This window comes from Enterococcus sp. AZ015 (genome assembly GCF_050499225.1).
In the GTDB taxonomy this organism is placed as follows: Bacteria; Bacillota; Bacilli; order Lactobacillales; family Enterococcaceae; genus Enterococcus_D; species Enterococcus_D entomosocium.
Map to the genome: position 1 here is coordinate 3450137 of NZ_JBMHEX010000001.1, position 21964 is coordinate 3472100.

At 44.7% G+C, this 21964-nt stretch carries 14 protein-coding genes; 6 read left to right on the top strand and 8 right to left on the bottom strand.

Annotated elements, in window-relative coordinates; all coding sequences use genetic code 11:
• Positions 1-59 precede the first annotated feature (59 nt).
• On the bottom strand, positions 60-3710 hold the full coding sequence (gene rpoC / locus IGK85_RS16135) for a DNA-directed RNA polymerase subunit beta' (protein WP_008381748.1): 3651 nt from the start codon (positions 3708-3710) through the stop codon (positions 60-62).
• Between the two features lie 87 nt (positions 3711-3797).
• Entirely contained in the window at positions 3798-7415 is a 3618-nt protein-coding gene (gene rpoB / locus IGK85_RS16140; RefSeq protein ID WP_008381746.1) for a DNA-directed RNA polymerase subunit beta, read from the bottom strand.
• A 433-nt stretch (positions 7416-7848) separates the two neighbouring features.
• Between rpoB and IGK85_RS16145 the strand changes: the two genes are divergently transcribed.
• Positions 7849-8811: a biotin--[acetyl-CoA-carboxylase] ligase gene (locus tag IGK85_RS16145; RefSeq protein ID WP_008381744.1), complete on the top strand. Its 963-nt coding sequence runs from the start codon at positions 7849-7851 to the stop codon at positions 8809-8811.
• A gap of 276 nt (positions 8812-9087) precedes the next feature.
• Here IGK85_RS16145 and menA read toward each other — a convergent pair whose 3' ends face one another.
• The 3 genes from menA to pplA form a co-directional block, all read right to left on the bottom strand.
• A complete protein-coding gene (gene menA, locus IGK85_RS16150) occupies positions 9088-10041 on the bottom strand; it encodes a 1,4-dihydroxy-2-naphthoate polyprenyltransferase (protein WP_008381742.1) in 954 nt (317 codons plus the stop codon).
• Positions 10042-10053: 12 nt separating this feature from the next.
• Positions 10054-11130, bottom strand: a complete 1077-nt coding sequence (locus IGK85_RS16155) for an FAD:protein FMN transferase (protein WP_005232994.1) — start codon at positions 11128-11130, stop codon at positions 10054-10056.
• A gap of 259 nt (positions 11131-11389) precedes the next feature.
• Complete coding sequence (pplA, locus tag IGK85_RS16160; RefSeq protein ID WP_008381738.1) at positions 11390-12328, bottom strand: extracellular electron transfer flavoprotein PplA; 939 nt, start codon at positions 12326-12328, stop codon at positions 11390-11392.
• Positions 12329-12598: 270 nt separating this feature from the next.
• Between pplA and IGK85_RS16165 the strand changes: the two genes are divergently transcribed.
• The 4 genes from IGK85_RS16165 (at position 12599) to IGK85_RS16180 (ending at position 16722) form a co-directional block, all read left to right on the top strand.
• Positions 12599-14539 carry an NAD(P)/FAD-dependent oxidoreductase gene (locus IGK85_RS16165; RefSeq protein ID WP_005230327.1) on the top strand — a complete coding sequence of 647 codons (1941 nt, stop codon included), beginning with the start codon at positions 12599-12601 and terminating at the stop codon, positions 14537-14539.
• Positions 14540-14745: 206 nt separating this feature from the next.
• Complete coding sequence (locus IGK85_RS16170; RefSeq protein ID WP_008381736.1) at positions 14746-15153, top strand: NusG domain II-containing protein; 408 nt, start codon at positions 14746-14748, stop codon at positions 15151-15153.
• A gap of 10 nt (positions 15154-15163) precedes the next feature.
• Positions 15164-15724, top strand: coding sequence for a Gx transporter family protein (locus IGK85_RS16175; protein ID WP_005232987.1), 561 nt, complete (start codon positions 15164-15166; stop codon positions 15722-15724).
• 11 nt (positions 15725-15735) lie between these two features.
• Entirely contained in the window at positions 15736-16722 is a 987-nt protein-coding gene (locus IGK85_RS16180; protein WP_008381732.1) for a polyprenyl synthetase family protein, read from the top strand.
• 75 nt (positions 16723-16797) lie between these two features.
• Here IGK85_RS16180 and IGK85_RS16185 read toward each other — a convergent pair whose 3' ends face one another.
• Positions 16798-17586: a response regulator transcription factor gene (locus tag IGK85_RS16185; protein WP_008381730.1), complete on the bottom strand. Its 789-nt coding sequence runs from the start codon at positions 17584-17586 to the stop codon at positions 16798-16800.
• Positions 17587-17800: 214 nt separating this feature from the next.
• Between IGK85_RS16185 and IGK85_RS16190 the strand changes: the two genes are divergently transcribed.
• Positions 17801-19153: an aldehyde dehydrogenase family protein gene (locus IGK85_RS16190; protein WP_237714967.1), complete on the top strand. Its 1353-nt coding sequence runs from the start codon at positions 17801-17803 to the stop codon at positions 19151-19153.
• 117 nt (positions 19154-19270) lie between these two features.
• On the opposite strand, the gene gor is transcribed toward IGK85_RS16190, so the two are convergent.
• Both gor and IGK85_RS16200 read right to left on the bottom strand, forming a co-directional pair.
• Complete coding sequence (gor, locus tag IGK85_RS16195) at positions 19271-20617, bottom strand: glutathione-disulfide reductase (RefSeq protein WP_005230323.1); 1347 nt, start codon at positions 20615-20617, stop codon at positions 19271-19273.
• Positions 20618-20710: 93 nt separating this feature from the next.
• The gene (locus tag IGK85_RS16200; protein ID WP_008381725.1) at positions 20711-21952 is read right to left on the bottom strand and encodes a peptidase U32 family protein; all 1242 of its coding nucleotides are present in this window, start codon (positions 21950-21952) and stop codon (positions 20711-20713) included.
• Positions 21953-21964: the final 12 nt, after the last annotated feature.

The window sequence follows — 21964 nt, forward strand, 5'->3', positions numbered from 1 at the left end:
CATTCCGAAGAATGACAAGCTTTTCCGTCACACTGAGTCAATCAGGTGCTGGGCATTGATTAGTTTTGGCTATTCAATGCGTCTTCAGCAGCCATTTGTGCTTCGATGTCTGAGATGCTGTAGACATTTTCGCTGGCAACTGTTACTTCTTTTGGTTCCATTTCACGGTAACGAGGCATACCAGTACCAGCTGGGATGATCTTACCGATGATAACATTTTCTTTCAATCCAAGAAGTGGATCTTTCTTGCCGCGGATAGCTGCATCGGTCAACACACGAGTGGTTTCTTGGAAGGACGCAGCAGACAAGAAGCTGTTGGTTTCCAAAGATGCTTTCGTGATCCCTAGTAGGACTGGACGGCTAGTTGCAGGAACGCCGCCGGCTACCAATGTGTCGTAGTTGCGGTCTTTAAAGTCGGCGATATCCAACAATGTTCCTGGCAAGATGCCTGAATCACCTGGATCCATGACGCGGACTTTACGCAGCATTTGACGAACCATTACTTCGATATGTTTGTCGCCGATTTCTACCCCTTGCATCCGGTAAACGCGTTGAACTTCCCGTAATAGGTAGTTTTCAACAGACAAGACATCGCGAACTTGTAACAGTTGTTTTGGATCGATCGAACCTTCCGTCAATGGCGCACCACGATGGATAAAGTCGCCTTCTGCTACTTTCATCCGGGCAGTATAAGGAACGGTATACGTACGCGTATCGGTTTCCCCTTTGATAGTCACTTCTTTGGTCCGAGTTGAAGGGTCTTCTGAGATATCGATGACTTCTCCGGTAACTTCGGTAATGACCGCTTGTCCTTTCGGATTACGGGCTTCAAAGATTTCTTGGACACGAGGGAGACCTTGCGTGATATCGTCTCCGGCAACCCCGCCGGTATGGAAGGTACGCATGGTCAACTGAGTACCAGGTTCACCGATTGATTGGGCAGCGATGGTACCGACTGCTTCCCCAACTTCAACTTCAGAACCAGTAGCTAAGTTGCGGCCATAACAATGTTTACATACACCATGTTTGGTGTTACATGTAAAGACAGAGCGAATGGATACTGTTTCGATACCAGCGTCCACGATGGCTTTAGCTAAATCTTCAGTGATCAATTCATTGACCCCTAGAAGGACTTCGCCAGTTTCAGGATGGATCACTGATTTACGTGTGTAACGTCCAATCAAACGTTCTTCTAAGGATTCGATGATTTCGTTTCCTTCGCGAATTGCTTGAATGTCTAAACCACGGTCAGTACCACAATCGTCTTCACGGATGATGACATCTTGGGCAACGTCAACGAGACGACGTGTCAAGTAACCGGAATCGGCTGTTTTCAAGGCGGTATCGGTCATCCCTTTACGGGCACCATGGGTCGAGATAAACATTTCCAAGACAGATAGACCTTCACGGAAGTTTGAGATGATCGGCAACTCCATGATTCGTCCGTTAGGCGCGGCCATCAATCCACGCATCCCAGCAAGCTGAGTAAAGTTGGAGATGTTACCACGGGCACCGGAATCAGACATCATGAAGATTGGGTTTTTCGCTTCCAATGATTCCATCAGTTTTAACTGAATTTCATCTTTGGCTGCATTCCAAACACCAATAACTCGTTCATAACGCTCGTCATCGGTAATCAATCCACGACGGAATTGTTTCGTGATCGTTTCAACTTGTTTGTGGGCATTGTCGATGATTTCATGTTTTTCGTGCAAGTTCATGATATCAGCGATACCAACGGTGATACCCGCCATTGTTGAATGGCTGTATCCTAAGTCTTTCATGCGGTCAAGCATGCGTGACGTTTCAGTGATGCGGAAACGTTTGAAGACTTCTGATATGATGTTTCCTAAGTTTTTCTTCTTGAATGGGCCAACAAGCTCTTGTTCTTTGATGAAGACAGGCACATCTGTACCAGCTTCAATAAAGTACTTGTCTGGTGTTTGAACCGTCAAGTTGTAGTCTGTTGGTTCGTTCAAGAATGGGAATTCTGGTGGCATGATCGAGTTAAAGATCACTTTACCCACCGTTGTTACCATCAAGCGTTGTTTTTGTTCAGACGTGAATGGTTTGTCCCCTAAAGTGTTTGGATTGATGGCGATCCGTGTGTGTAAATGCACGTAGCCATTGCGCCATGCCGTAACTGCTTCGTCCATGTCACGGAAGATCATGCCTTCCCCTTCACGGCCTTCTTCTTCCATCGTCAAGTAGTAGTTCCCTAGGACCATATCCTGAGATGGTGTTACAACTGGTTTTCCGTCTTTTGGATTCAAAATGTTTTGGGCTGCTAACATCAGCATACGTGCTTCTGCTTGCGCTTCTTCGTTCAATGGTACGTGAACGGCCATTTGGTCTCCATCGAAATCGGCATTGTAGGCTTCACAAACAAGTGGGTGCAAACGAATGGCACGGCCTTCAACTAAGACTGGTTCAAATGCTTGGATACCTAATCTGTGAAGCGTAGGTGCCCGGTTCAATAGCACTGGATGTTCTTTGATGACATCTTCTAAAACATCCCAAACTTCGTCTTCTTGACGTTCGATTTTGCGTTTGGCATTTTTGATGTTTGACGCGATTTCACGAGAAACAAGCTCCCGCATCACGAATGGTTTGAACAATTCGATCGCCATTTCTTTTGGCAGACCACATTGGTACATTTTAAGGAATGGACCAACGACGATAACTGAACGACCTGAGTAGTCGACCCGTTTTCCTAGCAAGTTTTGACGGAAACGACCTTGTTTCCCTTTCAACATGTGAGAAAGAGATTTCAATGGGCGGTTCCCTGGCCCTGCAACTGGACGGCCGCGACGACCGTTATCGATCAAGGCATCAACTGCTTCTTGCAGCATCCGTTTTTCATTTTGAACGATGATGTTTGGTGCATTCAAGTCTAACAAGCGTTTCAAACGGTTGTTACGGTTGATTACTCGACGATACAAGTCGTTCAAGTCACTTGTGGCAAAACGTCCACCTTCTAATTGCACCATTGGGCGCAAATCAGGCGGGATAACTGGGATAACGTCCATAACCATCCAGCTTGGTTTGTTTCCTGAAGCACGGAATGCTTCTAAGATATCCAAACGGCGGATCGCACGGGTCCGTTTTTGACCAGTCGCGTTTTTCAATTCTTCTTTTAATTCAGCAACTTCGCCTTCAAGATCAACGCCATCTAATAATTGTTTGATGGCTTCGGCACCCATTGCTGCTGAAAATTCTTGACCGTATTGGTCACGTTTTTCACGGTATTCCCGTTCAGTCAATAGTTGTTTTTTCTCAAGGCTGGTGTTTCCTGGTTCAATCACTACGTATGAAGCAAAGTAGATGATTTCTTCTAATGCACGTGGGCTCATGTCTAAGACAAGACCCATCCGTGAAGGAATGCCTTTGAAGTACCAAATGTGTGATACTGGTGCTGCTAGTTCAATGTGTCCCATGCGTTCACGACGCACTTTTGAACGTGTTACTTCCACGCCGCAACGGTCACAAACGATGCCTTTATAGCGGATCCGTTTGTATTTGCCGCAAGCACATTCCCAGTCTTTGGTTGGACCGAAAATACGCTCGTCAAACAACCCTTCGCGTTCAGGTTTTAACGTACGGTAGTTAATGGTTTCTGGTTTTTTTACTTCACCATAAGACCAGCTTCTGATTTTTTCAGGAGAAGCCAAACCGATTTGCATACTTTCGAATTTATTTACATCGATCAAAAAAGGTTCCCTCCATTTCATTTCATGGACATATCCGATAGAACGGGGGCTATTTCCGCTAGTGGCGGAAATAGCGAGGGCCGTCTATTATTGCAAGCGATCTTCTGCTGTCTCGATTTGTTGGTTCAACGCGTCGGCGGCATTTTTAGCTTCTGTTTGTGCTTTTTGTTCTAATTCACGGGCTGTTTGTTGCTCCGCAAATTTTGTTAAGGCATCAACGGTGATTAAATCATCATCGTCATCATCCATATCACGCAGTTCGATCTCTGCATCATCGATATCTAGGACGCGCATGTCTAGACCCAGTGATTGCAATTCTTTTACTAATACGCGGAATGATTCTGGTACACCTGGTTTTGGAATTGGTTCCCCTTTGACGATCGCTTCGTATGTTTTCACACGACCAACCACGTCATCTGATTTGTAGGTCAAGATTTCTTGCAAGGTGTAAGCAGCACCGTATGCTTCCAGTGCCCAAACTTCCATCTCTCCGAAACGTTGTCCACCAAATTGGGCTTTTCCTCCCAATGGTTGTTGCGTAACCAATGAGTAAGGTCCAATGGAACGGGCATGCAATTTATCATCGACCATGTGGGCCAATTTGATCATGTACATGACACCAACGGAGATGCGGCCATCAAATGGTTCGCCGGTACGTCCATCGTAAAGCACTGTTTTGGCATCGCTGGCCATTCCTGCTTCAGCAACCGTTGCCCAAACATCTTCATCACTGGCACCATCAAAGACTGGTGTTGCCACGTGAATGCCTAATTGACGCGCAGCCATTCCTAAGTGTAACTCTAATACTTGTCCAATGTTCATCCGAGAAGGTACCCCTAATGGGTTCAGCATGATATCGACTGGTGTGCCATCTGGTAAGAAAGGCATGTCTTCTTCTGGCATAATGCGAGAAACGACCCCTTTGTTTCCGTGACGTCCGGCCATTTTATCCCCTTCATGGATTTTCCGTTTTTGAACGATATAAACGCGAACCAGCATGTTCACACCTGGTGACAATTCATCGCCAGCTTCGCGGGTAAAGATTTTGACATCGTGGACGATTCCGCCGCCGCCGTGAGGCACGCGTAGAGAAGTGTCACGCACTTCGCGGGCTTTTTCACCAAAGATTGCGTGCAACAAACGCTCTTCTGCTGAAAGTTCCGTTACCCCTTTTGGAGTGACTTTCCCAACAAGCAGATCGCCATCTTTGACTTCCGCACCAATGCGGATAATCCCCATTTCGTCTAGATCTTTCAATGCGTCTTCCCCTACGTTCGGGATTTCGCGAGTGATTTCTTCAGGTCCTAATTTTGTGTCGCGGGCTTCTGATTCATATTCTTCAATATGGACAGAAGTGTAAACATCATCTTTCACCAAACGACGGCTCATGATGATGGCATCTTCATAGTTGTACCCTTCCCAAGTCATGAATGCGACTAAGACGTTTTGTCCTAGTGCCATTTCGCCTTGTTCCATAGATGGGCCATCTGCTAAGATGTCGCCTTTTTCCACTTTTTCACCAAGTGCCACTAATGGACGTTGGTTGTAGCTGGTTCCTGAGTTTGAACGACGGAATTTGGTAACAGAATAAACGTCTAATGCGCCATTGTCACGACGAACGCGCACTTCGGCTGCATCCACGTATTCTACGATCCCATCATGTTTACATAACAAAGCAGCTCCTGAGTCATGTGCTGATTTGTATTCCATACCAGTACCAACCCAAGGTGCTTTCGGATTGATCAATGGTACAGCTTGCCGCTGCATGTTGGCACCCATCAAGGCACGGTTGGAGTCATCGTTTTCCAAGAAAGGAATACATGCGGTTGCGACTGCGACTACTTGTTTTGGTGATACGTCCATGTAGTCGACTTTATCGATCGATACTTCCAAGTTTTCAGAAGTAGCACGCGCCATAACAACGTCGTTTACGAAAGAGCCGTCTTCATTTAACAAGCTGTTTGCTTGGGCCACAACGTAGTGGTCTTCGGTATCGGCAGTCAAGTAATCGATTTTGTCTGTAACACGGCCTGTTTCGCGGTCAACTCGACGGTATGGTGTTTCAATGAAGCCATACTTGTTGACTTTGGCATAAGAGGCCAAGCTGTTGATCAACCCGATGTTTGGTCCCTCAGGCGTTTCGATCGGACACATACGGCCATAGTGGGAATAGTGAACGTCTCGGACTTCATAGCCGGCACGGTCACGGGTCAAACCACCAGGTCCTAAGGCAGATAGACGACGTTTATGGGTCAACTCACCCAGTGGGTTTGTTTGGTCCATGAACTGTGACAACTGAGAAGAACCAAAGAATTCTTTGATACTTGCGACAACTGGACGAATATTGATCAATTGTTGCGGTGTCAAGGTTTCGGTATCTTGGATCGACATGCGTTCACGAACGACACGTTCCATCCGAGCAAGCCCGATCCGGAATTGGTTTTGCAATAATTCACCAACAGAACGAATCCGACGGTTTCCTAAGTGGTCGATGTCATCGACATTGCCGATGCCTTCCATCAAGTTGAAGAAGTAGCTCATTGAAGCAATGATGTCTGCTGGACGAACGGTACGTGTGGCAGTATCTGGATAGCCATTACCGATCACGTTGACTTCTTGTTCTGGATCTTTTGGTGAAAAGACTTTGATGACTTGGACGGTCATTGGTTCGGTAACGACCCCATCTTCTGATGGATAGTACGTTACACTGTTTAGGCCATTATCGATAAATGCGCCTAGTGTTTCCATGACTTGGTGAGTCAAAACAGTGCCTTTTTCAACAATGATCTCGCCTGTTTCAGGGTCAACCAAGGTTTCTGCTAAGGTCAAGTTCAATAGACGTGTTTTCAAGTCTAATTTTTTGTTTACTTTGTAACGACCAACATTTGCTAAGTCGTAACGTTTTGGATCGAAGAAACGTGCGTTCAGCAAGCTGCGTGAGCTGTCTGCTGTTTTTGGCTCGCCTGGACGAAGACGTTCGTAAACATCTTTCAATCCTTCTTCGGTACGAGAATCGCTTGCGTTTTTATGCAAGTCTTTTTCGATCGTGTTGCGCAATGATTCACTGTCGCCGAAAATTTCAAAGATCGTGTCATCAGAACCAAACCCTAGGGCACGGACTAAGACCGTCAAAGGAATTTTACGGGTACGGTCAATCCGTACGTAAGAGATATCTTTGGCATCAGTTTCCATTTCTAACCACGCACCGCGGTTAGGGATAACAGTTGAACCAAAGCCTTCTTTGCCGTTTTTATCGACTTTGCCATGGAAATATACACCTGGAGAGCGGACCAACTGAGAAACGATAACCCGTTCTGCCCCGTTGATGATAAAGGTTCCTTGTTCAGTCATTAATGGGAAATCACCAAAGAATACTTCTTGGGATTTGATTTCCCCAGTTTCACGGTTCGTCAAACGCAAAGTAACATGTAATGGTGCCGAATAGTTTGCATCATGGGCACGGGCTTCTTCTACTGTATACTTTGGTTCTTTCAATTCATAATCCACAAATTCTAGGGACAAGTTACCGTTGAATCCTTCGATTGGCAAAATATCTTCAAACATTTCTCTTAGGCCCTCATCTAGGAACCATTGGTAAGAGTCGGTTTGAATTTCAATCAAATTCGGTAATTCTAATACTTCACTGATCCGTGCGAAACTTCTACGTTCGCGATGCTTTCCGTATTTTACTACGTGTCCAGCCAAGCTCTTCACCTCTTCATAAAGTCTTTCAAAAAGGCTATCCGATTATTTACAAAACTGTAACAAATATTAAATGTAGGTTACAGAAAGCATTTTTTGCGGCTTTTAGGCAAAAAAAAACCAAAAATAGAACGGATGCATTGGGCATTTTCTACTTTTGTTTCCTTATTCCTAAGCCGAAACGGACAATATTTCGTTTCTGCTTTTTTCGTTCAGATAGTTTTTGCAACTCCTTATTATACAGATGAAGCACTTCTCTGTCAAGCTTTCATTGGAAGTTACAATGCTTTTCTGGCGCACCCATTTCCTAAGATTTTCTAAAGAAAAAAACAAGGCTGGTGTGGACGGTTTTTCGTAAGAAACTACTTTGCTTTTTGCCGATTTCTTGCTATGCTAACGAAAACGTTACACGTGAAACATTAGGAAGGATATCCTTATGACGACAAAAGAAAAAATACTGACCTTATTACAAAAAGAAGATACTGTGCTATCTGGAGAGAAACTAGCCCAAGCTTTGTCGATCTCCCGCACCGCAGTCTGGAAAGCCATTAAAGAACTCGAGAAAGAAGGCTATCATTTCGAACACTTGGCCAACGGCTATCGCTTTGTCTCGGATGATCGATACGATCAAGCAGCACTTGCGGCAGCCTTGCCGATGATTCCCACGATTCAAATCAAGGAAGCTGTTGAATCCACCATGAAAGAAGCCAAGATTGCCGCTTTGGATAGTGGTCTGGCAACCCCCGCCCTTTTTTTGACCGAAACGCAAACAGGCGGTCATGGCCGCTTCGAACGACCGTTTTTCTCACCGAAAAAACAAGGGATCTATATGAGCTTGCTTTTAAAACCAAACCAAGCGTTTCAAGAATTGCCGCAATATACCGTTCTGGCGGCGGTAGCAGTTGCCGAAGCCATCGATGCCCTTCTAATGAAGGAAACGGCCATTAAGTGGGTCAACGATCTGTACTTAGATGGAAAAAAAATCTGCGGTATTTTGTCTGAAGCAACCAGTGACTTTGAGACAGGCCGTATTACTTCGGTTGTGATCGGTATCGGCATCAGTTTTTCAATTCCGCAACAGCAGTTTCCAGCAGAGATTCGGGAAAAAGCGACCTCACTCTTTCCTGGTGAAGAGTATCCAACCTTTTCTCGGGCCGCGTTGATCCAAGAAATTTGGCGTCGGTTCTTCCAATTGTTAGCGCAACTGCCTGACATGAATTATATGGCCCGCTATCGGCAGAAATCCTTCGTTTTGGGCCGCACCGTTCAATTTACGCAACAAGGTGTGACCTATGAAGGGATCGCCAAAGACATTACCAACACCGGTGAATTAGTGGTGGAAACAGCGACGGAGCGCAAGGTGCTTTCTTCTGGAGAAATCAGTTTGGAACGGTATTGATGCTGCTTTCGTAGATAACCAGTCACAGCAAGCGTAAACACAAACACTCCATAAACAGACCTGCTTATTCCGAGGGGTTAAATAAAAAGCAACCTAGGCAGCTCCCAAACAAACTTTACTGCTACGATCAATTTCGCGGAAAAAGTGAGCCTCATCTTTTCATAATAAGTATCATGCTCGTTCTTTTATCATGTCTTTTCTACAGTTTTTATGCGCTATTTCATTCCCCACATAAAAAGATCGACCTGCTCTTTCAAGAGCGGGTCGATCTTTTTTTTAAAGCAATTGCCACAACAGACAGAAAAGCAAGCCTAAGGCATAGCTGCTGTTGAATAAAATCATGTTCTTAATCGAATAGCCGAAACTACGTGGGTGGGGCAGGCTAGCTTGATGCTCTTTCAAATTTTGGTGGATTTTCGGCAGTGTCAGAAACACGAGCAAAATAGGCCATTGGAAGAGACCAAACAAGAGGCCCAATAAAATAGCGGCGTAGGAAGCTAGCATCATTCCTTGAAACAGACGGATACCTGCTTCGCGACCGATGTAGTACACCAGTGTGTAGCGGTGATTTTCGATATCGGCTTCCAGATCCCGTAAGTTATTGGCTAACATGATGTCAGCAATCGTGAAAATCAATGGCAAGGATGCCAACACAATCGCACAAACGGCCCAGAGGTTCCCCACTAAGCCAAAGGTCCCGTTCGCAAAATCCAGTGCCAGATAAAAAACTTTTTGATCAATGGTATTGATATAGATCGTGATGGCAAAAATCCCTAACCCCATCGTTACGCCGCTGAACACCTCGCCTAAAGGCATCCGCGATAACGGAATGGGGCCAAAGGTATAAAAGACTCCGATAAAGCAAACGACCAACCCCATCACTAGCAGCAACCAGCCAGTGACAAACGACAAGTAAAGACCAATTAACAAGGTTCCTGCCAACATCGCAAAAATCAAATTGCGAACAGTAGCTTCTGAGATGTTTTCTCGCCCGATCACATTGTGCTGGTATTTGTAGGTTTCTGATTTGGCTTTTTTGAAATCCATATAATTGTTGATGGACGTCGTCGTCAAATCAAACAGCAACATCCCCAGAAAAAAGATTGCGGTATTCAACGGATGAAATTCATGAAAATACACCAACGAGAACAACACACCCATAATGAAGGGGAAGACACTGGCCACTTTGGTACGGATCTCCACTACTTCTAAAAACACTGAAAGAGACATCTTTCACTCCTCCTATTCTAAATCAGCACGATCACCCATCGTGTAGCCTGATTCCTCTGAAAGTTCAAAGGTATCTTTGATACCGTCGGTTACATACACTTTATCTTCTTTTGTGATAAAGATCGCATCGGTCCCCTTTTCGGTATGCTGTTCGATATAAGCCAAGCCTTCTTTGACCCCTTTATCAAACGCCACCGTAGTCAACCCGTCACCATCGATGGATTTGTCGGTGATCACAGTCACACTTGCTACATCGCTATCGTAAGGATAGCCAGTCTCAGAATCAAAAATATGGTGATACGTTTTGCCGTCTACTTCTAAGTAGCGTTCGTAGATCCCTGAAGTAACCACTGTTTTATTGGTTTCTTTGATACTACCGATAATCGAGCCGCGAGATTTGTTCGGGTCTTGGATTCCGACATTCCATGGCTCATCTGTGCCACGGTTACTATGACCTAACACATAGACATTCCCGCCCAAATCGACGATCGCGGAAGTCACGCCATTGTCCTTCAACACTTTGACGACTTCGTCCGTGATATAGCCTTTAGCGATCGCCCCAAGGTCAAGGATCATGTCCTTGTCTTTTAAATAAACGGTTTGATCTTCATCGTTAAACTCGACTTGTTCATAATTGATATGTTTCAATGCTTCATCGATCTCAGATTGCTCTGGCTTGCGGGCATCATCAAAGCCGATTCGCCATAATTGGGTGATGGCACCGATGGCCATATTAAAGCCGCCTTCTGATCTCACACTGTAATCGTAAGCTTCTTTTAGCAAATAATAAATATCATCCGAAACCTTCACTGGTTTGATGCCAGCTTGCGCATTGATTTCATCGATCTCTGATCCTGCTTGGTTGATGGTGATTTTATCGCCTAATTCTCTGATGCGGTCAAAGGCTGGCTTCATAGCGTCCTCTTTGCCTTCATCATAAATGCGGATTCGAGTATAAGTGCCTAATAAAAATTCTTCTTGAAAATATGGTTCTTCCCGCAGCGTCGTTGCTTCCTGATTACTGCCACAAGCTGCCAACATTGTGCCTAAAAAAACAAACATCAGAAAAAACGTTACTTTCTTTTTCATGATTTTCCTCTTTTCTATTGTCTTCAACCTTCATATAATAGCCTTTTTTTGGCAGAATGAAAAGGGGCATTCCGTGATTTCTCAAGGTATTTTAGGAATCCTTAATCGATGCTTTCCATCATTAAAGAACCCATTTCTTTTTAAAAAAAGTACTCACCAGATTGCTTTTTTTTGCACGAACTTTCCCCCTCTCATGGTTGTCCACAAAAAAAACAGCATTCAAAACGAATGCTGTCCTCTTCATTCAAAAAAGTTGTGATTATTCAGTAACGAAGTTATCGACTTCAATTGTTGTTTGGTCACCTTTTTCAGCTGCATTCAACAATTGTTGTGCATAGATAACAAAGCTGTGGAAGCTGTGGGTTGCACCAGAAACAACGTCCATATCAGCAACAGAACCATCTTCGGCATTGACTGCAGAAACAAAAGCTTCATTGAAGTTTGGAATGAATTCTTCTGGACTTGTACCAGATTTAGCTTCCATGTTTTCGTTGTATGATGCATCATCTTTTTTCGACTCGCCGGCTTCGTTTAGGTAGTCGTAGTTTGATTCAGCGATTTTGCCGTCAGCCACAGTCATTGAGAAGACCACGCGGTAACCGTTTGAGTAGTTCTTTTCTTCTAATGTATAGGTTCCGTCTTGCAAGTCTGCACCGTTGTCGATTTCAATGGTATCCGTGTTGCCTGCTTGCGCCGCTTGGATCAATTGTTGTGCATAGTTTTGGAAGGAATCAAAGGAATGAGTCGCGCCAGAAACTACTTCGATTGAAGAAGGGCTTTGTGCGGCAACTAATTCTTCATTGAATTTAGGAATAAATTCTTCTGGACTGATGCCTGCTTTTTCTTTCATAGTTTCATTGTATTCAGTGTTTTCTGTTTTTGATTCGCCATCAGCATTCACGTTGTCATATTTTGATTCAACGATTTTGCCGTCTTTGACTGTGATCTCAAATGTGACACGGTAGTCGTTTTTATAGTTCTTTTCTTCTAAACGATACGTCCCATCTTGCATTGGCTCGCCCGCAACAATGGTTGCTTCCGTGCTTTCTGTTGATGCTGAATCGCTTGCAGAAGTTTGTGATGTACTTTCACTAGTTGACGAAGAAGCTGTGTTATTGTCATCTGCTCCGCAACCCCCTAACAACATTGCTGAGAATGAAAATACCGCCATACCTACAATCAATTTCTTTGCTTTCATAATTATCCACCTTTTACTTGTTTATTTTCCCCACAAAAAAGTTTGTGATACACCTAACATTGTAAAGTAAATTTACGATATGTCAACCGCTTCCTTTCCGCTTTTTTACGGAAAAAGGACTTATTTTTTGATTTTCGCAAGTTTTCACGAATTTCAGGAAATATGCGTTTTTTTCATCAGAATCGTTAGACAAATGAACCATTTGTCTATATAATAGGAACGATTGTGTAATTATTATCATAGATTATTTTTATTAAGGAGAGATTTGCAATGGCAAAGAAAAACATTGTCGTTGTCGGTGCCGGTTATGCAGGCGTTTCTGCTACGAAGTACATGGCAAAGAAATTGAAAAAAGACAATGATGTTGAGATAACATTGATCGACCGTCACTCTTATCATACGATGATGACTGAACTGCATGAAGTCGCTGGAGGACGTGTAGAACCTACCGCAATTCAATATGACTTGCAGCGCTTGTTCTCACGCAAGAAAAATGTTCGTTTAGTAACCGATACAGTAACTGGGATCGATAAAGAAAATAAAACCGTCCAAACAAAATTAGGTAGCTATTCATTTGACTACTTGATTTTAGGGATGGGTGGCGAACCGAATGACTTTGGTACACCTGGTGTTAAAGAAAACGGCTTTACTTTATGGTCATTTGACGATGCTGTCCGTATTCGCGAACACATTGAAAAAACTGTCGCAAAAGCAGCGATCGAACCAGATGCAGCATTACGCAAAGCAATGTTGACCTTTGTCGTTTGTGGTTCTGGATTTACCGGGATCGAAATGATCGGTGAACTGATCGATTGGAAAGATCGTTTAGCTTCCGATTATAAATTGGACCCAAGTGAAATCAGCTTGAAAGTCGTTGAAGCAATGCCAACGATCTTGAACATGCTTGATCGTAACGATGCAGCCAAAGCAGAACGCTACTTGAAGAAAAACAATGTTGATCTTGTCTTGAATGCACCAATCGTTGAAGTGGCACCTGACCACATCAAACTAAAAGATGGTTCAACGATCCCAACCCACACATTGATCTGGACTGCCGGTGTCAAAGGAACTAGCGATGCTGCTGATTTCGGTTTAGAAACAGCCCGTGGTTTCCGTCTAGTTGCCAATGAGTACATGGAAGCAAAAGGCTACGAAGACAAAAACATCTATATTATTGGTGACTTGGTTTACTTCGAAGAATTCCCGAATACACCAACACCACAAATCGTGCAAGCAGCTGAACAAACAGGTCACACTGCAGCAACGAACATCGTTTCAGCCATCAAAGGCGGCGAAAAACATAAATTCAAAGGAAACTACCAAGGATTTATGGTTTCGATCGGTGCCAAATGGGGCGTGGCGAACTTATTCAATAAGATTCACCTGAGCGGTTTCTTAGCGATCATTATGAAGCACATCGTTAACTTGAAATACTTCTTTGATATTCGTTCTGGTTACTACATGTTCCAATACTTGATGCATGAAATCTTCCACATCAAAGATGACCGGACAGTCGCTCGTGGTCACACGTCTCGTTACGGTAACGTCTTGTGGAGTGTTCCGCTTCGTATTTTCTATGGTCTTGTCTGGTTCGTTGAAGCCTTCAAGAAAATTTTAGGTACGAATGGGGAAGTCTTCAAACCTGGTACTTGGTTCGGTGAAGGTTCTTGGTTCCAAGGCAACAGCGTATTCCCTTGGACTTGGGAATATCAAACAGTCGCTGATGCAGCAAGTGGTGCTAGTGAAGCAGCCGATGCAGCAAGTGCCGCTAGTGGTGCCGGCGAAGCAGCCGATGCAGCGACACAAGCCGCACACTTCGGTTTGAGCTATGCTTACGGGGAACAACCAATGATCGTGATCGAAAAATCACCTGACTGGTTCACAAAAGTTATGCAATTTATTATGCCAAACAACGACGTTGCAATGTTCTTCCAAAAATTCATGGTCTTCTTTGAAATTGCTTTAGCTCTTGCATTGATGGCTGGTCTCTTCACTTGGTTAGTAAACGCAACGACTATCGTTTTAGTGTTGACTTTCTGTATGTCTGGTATGTTCTACTGGGTAAACATCTGGTTCATTCCAGTTGCATTTGCCTTGATGAACGGTTCAGGACGCGCAGTCGGTTTAGACCGTTGGGTAATCCCATGGTTGCAACGTACCCTTGGAAAATGGTGGTACGGTACCCCTCGCTCCTTATATGGCAATAAATAAGCCAGCAAAATAGAATACCTGTACGACTTCATGAGACTAAGACATTCTGATTTTCAATCAGTGTCTTGGTCTCTTTCCAAGTACAGAACTTTTTCTTGATTGTCCTTGCACAGAAATCGGTGGATTATTGAGGATTCAGCTAGTAGAATCTTGTCTTCTTATGCTAGAATGAGACACATCACATGAAAGAACAGGAGTCTTTTTTGATGAAACTAAAAGAATTTATCCGCGATGCCCATTTAAAACCATGGGATGGCGTCATCATACTTGTTTTGATCCTCAGCTCTTTTTTACCGATTTTTATTTTTGGCCAGACGCAAACGGCTGACAAAGAAGCCGTCTTACGGGTCGATGGGACAGAAATCAAACGTTTTGACTTAGTTGAAGGTCAAAAAGCGTACACCTATCTTTATGAAGATGAAGACGGGGATACCAATTTACTGGAGATCGAAGGCGATCGGATCCGAATCAAGGAAGCTGATTGCGGCGACCAGATTTGTGTCCGCCGTGGCTGGGCCAGTAAAAATGGGGAAACCATCGTCTGTCTACCTCATAAATTGGTGATCGAAATCCAAGCCGCAGATGGGAGTGAGACCGACGATCTAATCTATTGATCGTTTGCTTATGAGTCGATTACAACGAATAATTTTCATCTCACTGCTGGTCGCCCAAGGGGTCGTGATTGGTTTAGTTGAAAATATGATCCCTTATCCATTTGCCTTTGCGCCTGGTGCGAAACTAGGTTTGGCAAATTTAATTACCATTATTGCTTTGTTCACCATGCCGAAAAAAGACAGCTTTCTCTTGATTTGGCTAAGACTGATTTTAACGACGTTACTAGGAGGAACGGTTTCAACCTTCTTATATAGTATGAGTGGTTCCTTACTGAGCTACTTTGGGATGTCTTTGGTGAAACAGTTGGGGCCTAAGCGTGTCAGTATCATCGGCATTAGTGCGGCCGGAGGTTTCTTACACAACGTCGGACAGTTGATCACTGCCTCATGGATCGCTCAATCCTGGAGCGTGATGCTCTACTTGCCGGTCCTGTCTTTCTTTGGGATCTTGTCTGGGATCGCTATCGGGATCGCCGCCAACTACTTGCTGCGTCGTGTCGAAACACTGCGCCGTTTTCAAATTGATTATGAACGCCAGACCAAAGTCAAATGGCGCTCGGATTCAGAATAAAGGAGTTAATTATGAAACTTCATTCCATGTGGCAAGAGTATCCAGCACTGCAAGCTGACTTATCTGCCTCCTTGCAATTGATGGAAAAATCATTAAAACTAAAAAACAAAGAGGTCGAACAAGCGATCCTGTCCATGATCCATTCAGGTGGAAAACTGCTGCGTCCTGCTTATCAGCTGCTCTTTTCTGCTTATGGCAGCGACAAAGATCGCGAAAAAGCCGTCGCATTGGCGGCTTCGATCGAGATGCTCCACACTGCTTCGCTGATCCACGACGATATCGTCGATCATGCGGACACCCGACGCAAGCTGCCGACCATTCGTTCCGAATTTGGCAACGATGTCGCTGTCTATGCTGGTGATTACCTCTTCGTCTGCTGCTTCAAATTGATGGCGGATTATGCTAGCTCCATGAAAAGCTTGCAAATGAATTCCCGTAGTATGGAAAAAATCCTCGCCGGCGAATTAGGGCAAATGAGCAAACGATACGATTTGTCCGTCACCGTCGAGGATTACTTAGAAAACATTCGCGGCAAAACCGCTGAATTGTTTGCCTTAAGCTGCTTTATCGGGGCTTACGAAAGCGGCACCTCCTTGCGCTTTGCCAATCAAGCCCGTGAGATCGGCGAAGCCATTGGCCTTGCCTTTCAAATCATGGATGACGTCTTGGATTACAGTCAAGATGCGACTGCCTTAGGAAAACCAGTATTGGAAGATGTTCGGCAAGGCGTCTATTCTTTGCCGCTGTTGATGGCATTGAAAAATGACCGCCAACAACTGTTGCCACTGCTGGAAAAACAAGCTGCCATGACTGAGGCGGATACCCATGAAGTCTATCGGATCGTCCAAGAAAGCGCCGGGATTGACGAAGCCAAGAAACTCGCTGCCGACTACACGAAAAAAGCTTTGCAAGCGATCCAGAAATTGCCTGAGACCAAAGATGAAACCAAAACATATCTTTATCAGATCACTGCTCAGATCCTTGGGCGAAGCAATTGATCTAATGAACGAACACCAAAAAGCATGGTCGCAGCCAAAAGCGATCATGCTTTTTTAGTTGAGCAAGGGAATCCCTCATGAACTCATTTCTCTTTGGGCAAACACTAAATCTGCAGCAACATAGGAAGAGGTAAAGGTTTTGCGGTATTGGTTCGGTGTATAGCTGGTTTCACGTTTGAAGATCCGGGCGTAATAACCCGCATCATCATACCCCACTTGTTCAGCGATAGCAGCAATGGAATCCTCTGTAGTAACCAGCAGCTTTTTGCTTTGTTCTATTCGATAAAACGTCAAATATTTAGTAAAAGTCATCCCAGTGGCTTCTTTAAAAATCCGGCTGATATAGTTGCGATGCATGTGGCTGAAAGCAGCAAGGACATCTAAGGTGATCGGCTCTTGATAGTTGAGATGGATGTATTCAATGATCTGATTGACTTGTTCAGCAATATTATCAGTGATCGCTGACGTGGAGTAGTGCAATAGGGAAATTTGATTCAACGAGAGAATACTACGATGGATACTGTGCTGAAGCTCTTGCTTGCTTAAAGGCCGCACTAAGTAATCGATGGCTCCGCAGCGCAGTGAGCGATGAAGGTTGTCGAAGTTCTTCGTCTCATCAATCAAAATCAGTTTGATGTTCGGCTGTTTTTTCATGACTTCGGCTGTCCAATAAAAAGGATCTTCAGCCTCATTAGAGATTGACAAGATGAGGATATCAACGTGTACTTTCCCAGCGATCGCTACCGTTTCAGCCATTGTCCAAGCATCTTGCAAGAGCGTGGCGTTAAAAAAATCTTTTCTGACCACTTGTTTTATCTGATTTCGTTCCTTTTCATCTGGGGTGGCAACTAAAATGTAGCACATGAAAGCAACTCCTTTCCGTGTTCTCTTTTTCAAATTATATCATATTTAGTCATTTACAATTAAATTTGTTTCTTTTTGTGAACAATACTGACGCATGTTAAAAATATAACAATCTTGGATAAAATTGTCCTGAAACAGCATAGAACCCTCCTAAAGAAAACGCTTACTTTCGCATATAATTAAAGTATAAAAAACAAGGAGGATGATTGATATGATGACAGAGACAACAGTGCACAGCCCCTTAACACTGGTTGATTCCTTAATGAAGCAAGCGTCAGACGCCCAAGAACTTTATCGTACTGCCTCGCAAGAAACGGTTGATTACGTGGTGGGGAAAGCTGCAGAGAAACTGACCAGCCACTCGATGCACTTAGCAAAATTGGCACAGGAAGAAACCGGCTTTGGAAACGCAGAAGATAAAAACATCAAAAATTTATTTGCCAGTGAAATATTATATAACAGTATCAAAGATATGCCGACGGTCGGGATCGTAGAGGAAATGCCTGAGAAAAAGATGCTGAAAATCGTTACGCCATTGGGTGTCCTAGTTGCCTTGATCCCTTCCACCAATCCTACATCCACCACGATTTTTAAAGTACTTTTGGCATTGAAAACGAAAAATGCGATCATCTTGTCCCCTCATCCCCGAGCGCTGCAGGCAATCAAGGAGACCGTGTCCCTCTTTAAAGAGGTACTGCAAGGATGCGGATTGCCGATCGATTTGGTTCAATTACTAGAAGAACCGACGATTGAGGATACCCAAAAGTTGATGGCACATCCTGATACCGATCTAATCTTGGCTACTGGTGGAAAAGCGATGGTTCGAATCGCATATTCTTCGGGCAATCCAGCCATCGGTGTCGGCCCTGGTAATACCCCGGCACTGCTCGAAAAATCTGCGGACATCGCGAAAGCCGTTGAGCAGATCATCCGTAGCAAAACCTTCGATTATGGGACAATCTGCGCCTCTGAACAGGCATTAGTCGTTGAGCAATCGATCAAAGAGGCAGTGATCTCTGAATTGAAAGCAAATCACGGCTACTTTTTGAATCAAGAAGAGTCCGAAAAGCTGGCTGATTTTATCACCACGGCTGAGGGCGGTCTGAATCCCCGGATCATCGGTCAGCCAGCAGTTAAAATTGCCGAAATGAGTGGTCTATCGGTCCCAATTGATACGAAAATCCTCGTTTCGGAACAGACGGCCATCGCTAAGGACAATCCCTATGCACGGGAGAAACTTTCGCCGATCCTGGCTTTTTATACCGTGGCTGATGCCGAGGAAGGTATTCGTTTTTGCCAAGAATTGCTAAAGATCCAAGGTGCTGGACACACCGCTGTCGTTCATACCAAAGACGATACCTTTGTTCGTGAATTTGGGCTGGCGATCCCTTCTGCCCGAATCTTAGTCAATACCCAAGCAGCTTTAGGAGCCATCGGGGGCACCACGAACTTAAATCCTTCCTTGACTCTAGGTTGCGGTTCCCATGGCGGCGGCAGTACTTCAGAAAATATCCATGTCGCCCAGCTTTTAAACACTCACTACATCGCTTACGATGTCGAAAAATAAAGAAACTAGGTGCTTCAAGATAAGCGGCTGAACAATACAGCCGCTTCCTTTCATAAAAACGAGCAGGGAAGAACGATCAATTCGTTTTCCCTGCTCGTTTTTTCTTCTATTTATTAGTTAACGCATCGTCACAAATTCTTCTGACCCCGTCGGATGAATGGCAACGGTTTGATCAAAGTCTGCTTTCGTAGCACCCATTTTGATGGCTACAGCGAAGCCTTGCAACATTTCATCGACACCGATCCCGATGCCGTGCAGACCGATGATTTTTTCTTCTTCTCCTAAGCACACCAATTTCATCTCACATTTTTGGCGATACTCATTTAAAGCAAAGTACATCGGTGTAAAGCGCGAACGGTACACCTTTATCTGCTCTTGGCCATATTTTGCCAAGGCTGCTTCTTCGGATAAACCAATCGTGGCAATCGGTGGATGCGTAAAGATGACCGTCGGCACTAAGTGATAATCCAAGTACGCATCGCTTTGACCGTTGAACAAGCGTTCAGACAAGCGACGACCGGCGGCGATCGCAACCGGGGTTAAATCTAATTTTCCAATGACATCGCCCACTGCAAAAATCGAGTCAGCTGTGGTATTTTGATATTTGTCCACAATGATAAACCCTTTTTCATCCAATTGGACATCGGTGTTTTCCAGACCTAACTTATCCGTATTCGGCACGCGACCACCAGCAAAAAGGACGCAATCGCCGGTCAAGGTTTCGCCATTTTCAAAGTGAACGAGATACTCGTCACCTTCTTTAATGATACGAGAGGCAACGTAGCCTGCATAAGTTTCGATTCCTGATTCTTGGTACATCTCCACGAGATTATCCGCAAGCATCTTGTCAAAGGTTCGTAATGGCCGCTCTTTGCGGTACGCCCAAGCCACTTGGCTGCCCAGCTGTTGGCTGACCCCGCTGATTTCGGCTGCGATGTAGCCTGCCCCTAAGACGACCATACGCTTTGGTGCTTCTCGCAACGCAAAAAAACCATTCGAGTCAATGGCGTACTCACCGCCGGGAATATTCATCGCGCTAGGTTTTCCACCGGTGGCAATCAAAATGTTTGCTGCATGGTAGTTTTCCCCATTGACGGTAACCGTGTGGTTATCCACAAACTGTGCATAACCGTGGATAACTTCTACATTGTTACTGTCTAAGCCTTTTTGATAGGCTGTGTGTAAAAAATCAATGTATTTTTCACGGTTATCCACAAGCTCAGTAAAATTAAATTTATCCACATGTGGATAAATGCCGTAGCTAGTTGCGTCCCGCTTGATCATTTCTAACATCTCACTGGCTTGCCACATAACTTTTTTCGGCACACAGCCGACATTGACACAGGTGCCGCCTAATTCATTGCCTTCGATCAATAATACTTTGGCGCCGTGCATTCCTGCTCGATTGGCTGAGGCGATCCCGCCGCTGCCGCCGCCAATTACTATGTAGTCGTATGTTTCCATATTTGTTGTTTCCTCCTTAAGATTGTCTATGTTCTCATCGATCCTTTTTGGCTGGATTGATTCAACAAAAAAAGCCGAGAGAAACTCTCGACCTTATTTTTTCTTCCGAATCATGTCTCCGACTTCCACCGGTTCTTTGACCGGCATCGTCAGCAGCATCATAGGATTTGGTGCACGATCGATGGATTCACCGTCTTCATTATACATGACTTCGACGGTTTGGTGAAAGTGATGGAATCCGGGACCGTAAAATTCGATTTCATCGCCGACGGAAAAGTGGTTCCGTTGCCGGATCGTAGCTGTTTTCGTTGCCGGATCATATGCCATGACTTCCCCAATAAACTTGTATTGTGGAATTTTCCGACGTGGACCAAACAACTGCTCATTTTCACTCGGGGTATCATAGTAAAAGCCTGACGCAAGCTCGCGCTGCGCAACTTTCCACAGTTCATCGATCCATTCTTGTTTGCAGACATAGTTCTCTGGATCGGCCATGTAACTGTCCACGGCTGCTTTATAAACGTTCGCCACGGTTGAAACATAGTGGATCGATTTCATGCGGCCTTCGATTTTGAAACTATCCACGCCGTTTTCAATCAGATCAGGGATATGTTCGATCATCGACATATCCACGGCACTCATGGAGAATTCTTCTTCCACTGTCCCATTCTTGGTCAAACTGTTTCGTTCCGTTGCAAAGGGCATGTCAAACAGATCATATTTCCAGCGGCAAGATTGCGAACAGCCGCCGCGATTAGCGTCTCGCATCGACATATGATTGGACAAAGTACAACGGCCAGAATACGAAATACACATGGCGCCATGAATAAAGGCTTCGATCTCCACGCTGGTATTTTTGCGGATTTCAGCGACTTCCTCCATCGACACTTCCCGGGCGAGGACTACCCGTTCTAGGCCTTCTTCTCGCCAAAATTCCAACGTTTCATAGTTCGTGGCACTGGCTTGGGTGGACAAATGGATCGGTAGACCCGGCGCTTCTGTTGCGCAGATCTGGATCAAAGCTGGATCAGAAACAATCACGGCCGAAATACCGACATCTCGCAATTCCCGAAAGAACTCCCCTGCACCTTCTTGATTGCCCTCATGAGTCACCATGTTGGCTGCTACATAAACTTTTGCGTTGTGGGCTTTGGCAAAAGCTACCCCTTCCGCCATTTCTTCATAGGTAAAGTTTCCCGCGCGACTCCGTAGGCCATAGGCATTGCCGCCTATATAGACAGCGTCAGCGCCATAGTGGATCGCTGTTTTTAATTTTTCTAACGTACCAGCTGGTGCTAACACTTCTGGTCGTTTCAATGCTTGTTTAACGGTCATTTGTTCTTGCTC

Bases quoted from the DNA above. Each gene is read 5' to 3' on its own strand.
- IGK85_RS16145 (WP_008381744.1), top strand. From the start codon at position 7,849: ATGACGACAAAAGAAAAAATACTGACCTTATTACAAAAAGAAGATACT.
- menA (WP_008381742.1), bottom strand. From the start codon at position 10,041: ATGTCTCTTTCAGTGTTTTTAGAAGTAGTGGAGATCCGTACCAAAGTG.
- IGK85_RS16155 (WP_005232994.1), bottom strand. From the start codon at position 11,130: ATGAAAAAGAAAGTAACGTTTTTTCTGATGTTTGTTTTTTTAGGCACA.
- pplA (WP_008381738.1), bottom strand. From the start codon at position 12,328: ATGAAAGCAAAGAAATTGATTGTAGGTATGGCGGTATTTTCATTCTCA.
- IGK85_RS16165 (WP_005230327.1), top strand. From the start codon at position 12,599: ATGGCAAAGAAAAACATTGTCGTTGTCGGTGCCGGTTATGCAGGCGTT.
- IGK85_RS16170 (WP_008381736.1), top strand. From the start codon at position 14,746: ATGAAACTAAAAGAATTTATCCGCGATGCCCATTTAAAACCATGGGAT.
- IGK85_RS16175 (WP_005232987.1), top strand. From the start codon at position 15,164: ATGAGTCGATTACAACGAATAATTTTCATCTCACTGCTGGTCGCCCAA.
- IGK85_RS16180 (WP_008381732.1), top strand. From the start codon at position 15,736: ATGAAACTTCATTCCATGTGGCAAGAGTATCCAGCACTGCAAGCTGAC.
- IGK85_RS16185 (WP_008381730.1), bottom strand. From the start codon at position 17,586: ATGTGCTACATTTTAGTTGCCACCCCAGATGAAAAGGAACGAAATCAG.
- IGK85_RS16190 (WP_237714967.1), top strand. From the start codon at position 17,801: ATGACAGAGACAACAGTGCACAGCCCCTTAACACTGGTTGATTCCTTA.
- gor (WP_005230323.1), bottom strand. From the start codon at position 20,617: ATGGAAACATACGACTACATAGTAATTGGCGGCGGCAGCGGCGGGATC.
- IGK85_RS16200 (WP_008381725.1), bottom strand. From the start codon at position 21,952: ATGACCGTTAAACAAGCATTGAAACGACCAGAAGTGTTAGCACCAGCT.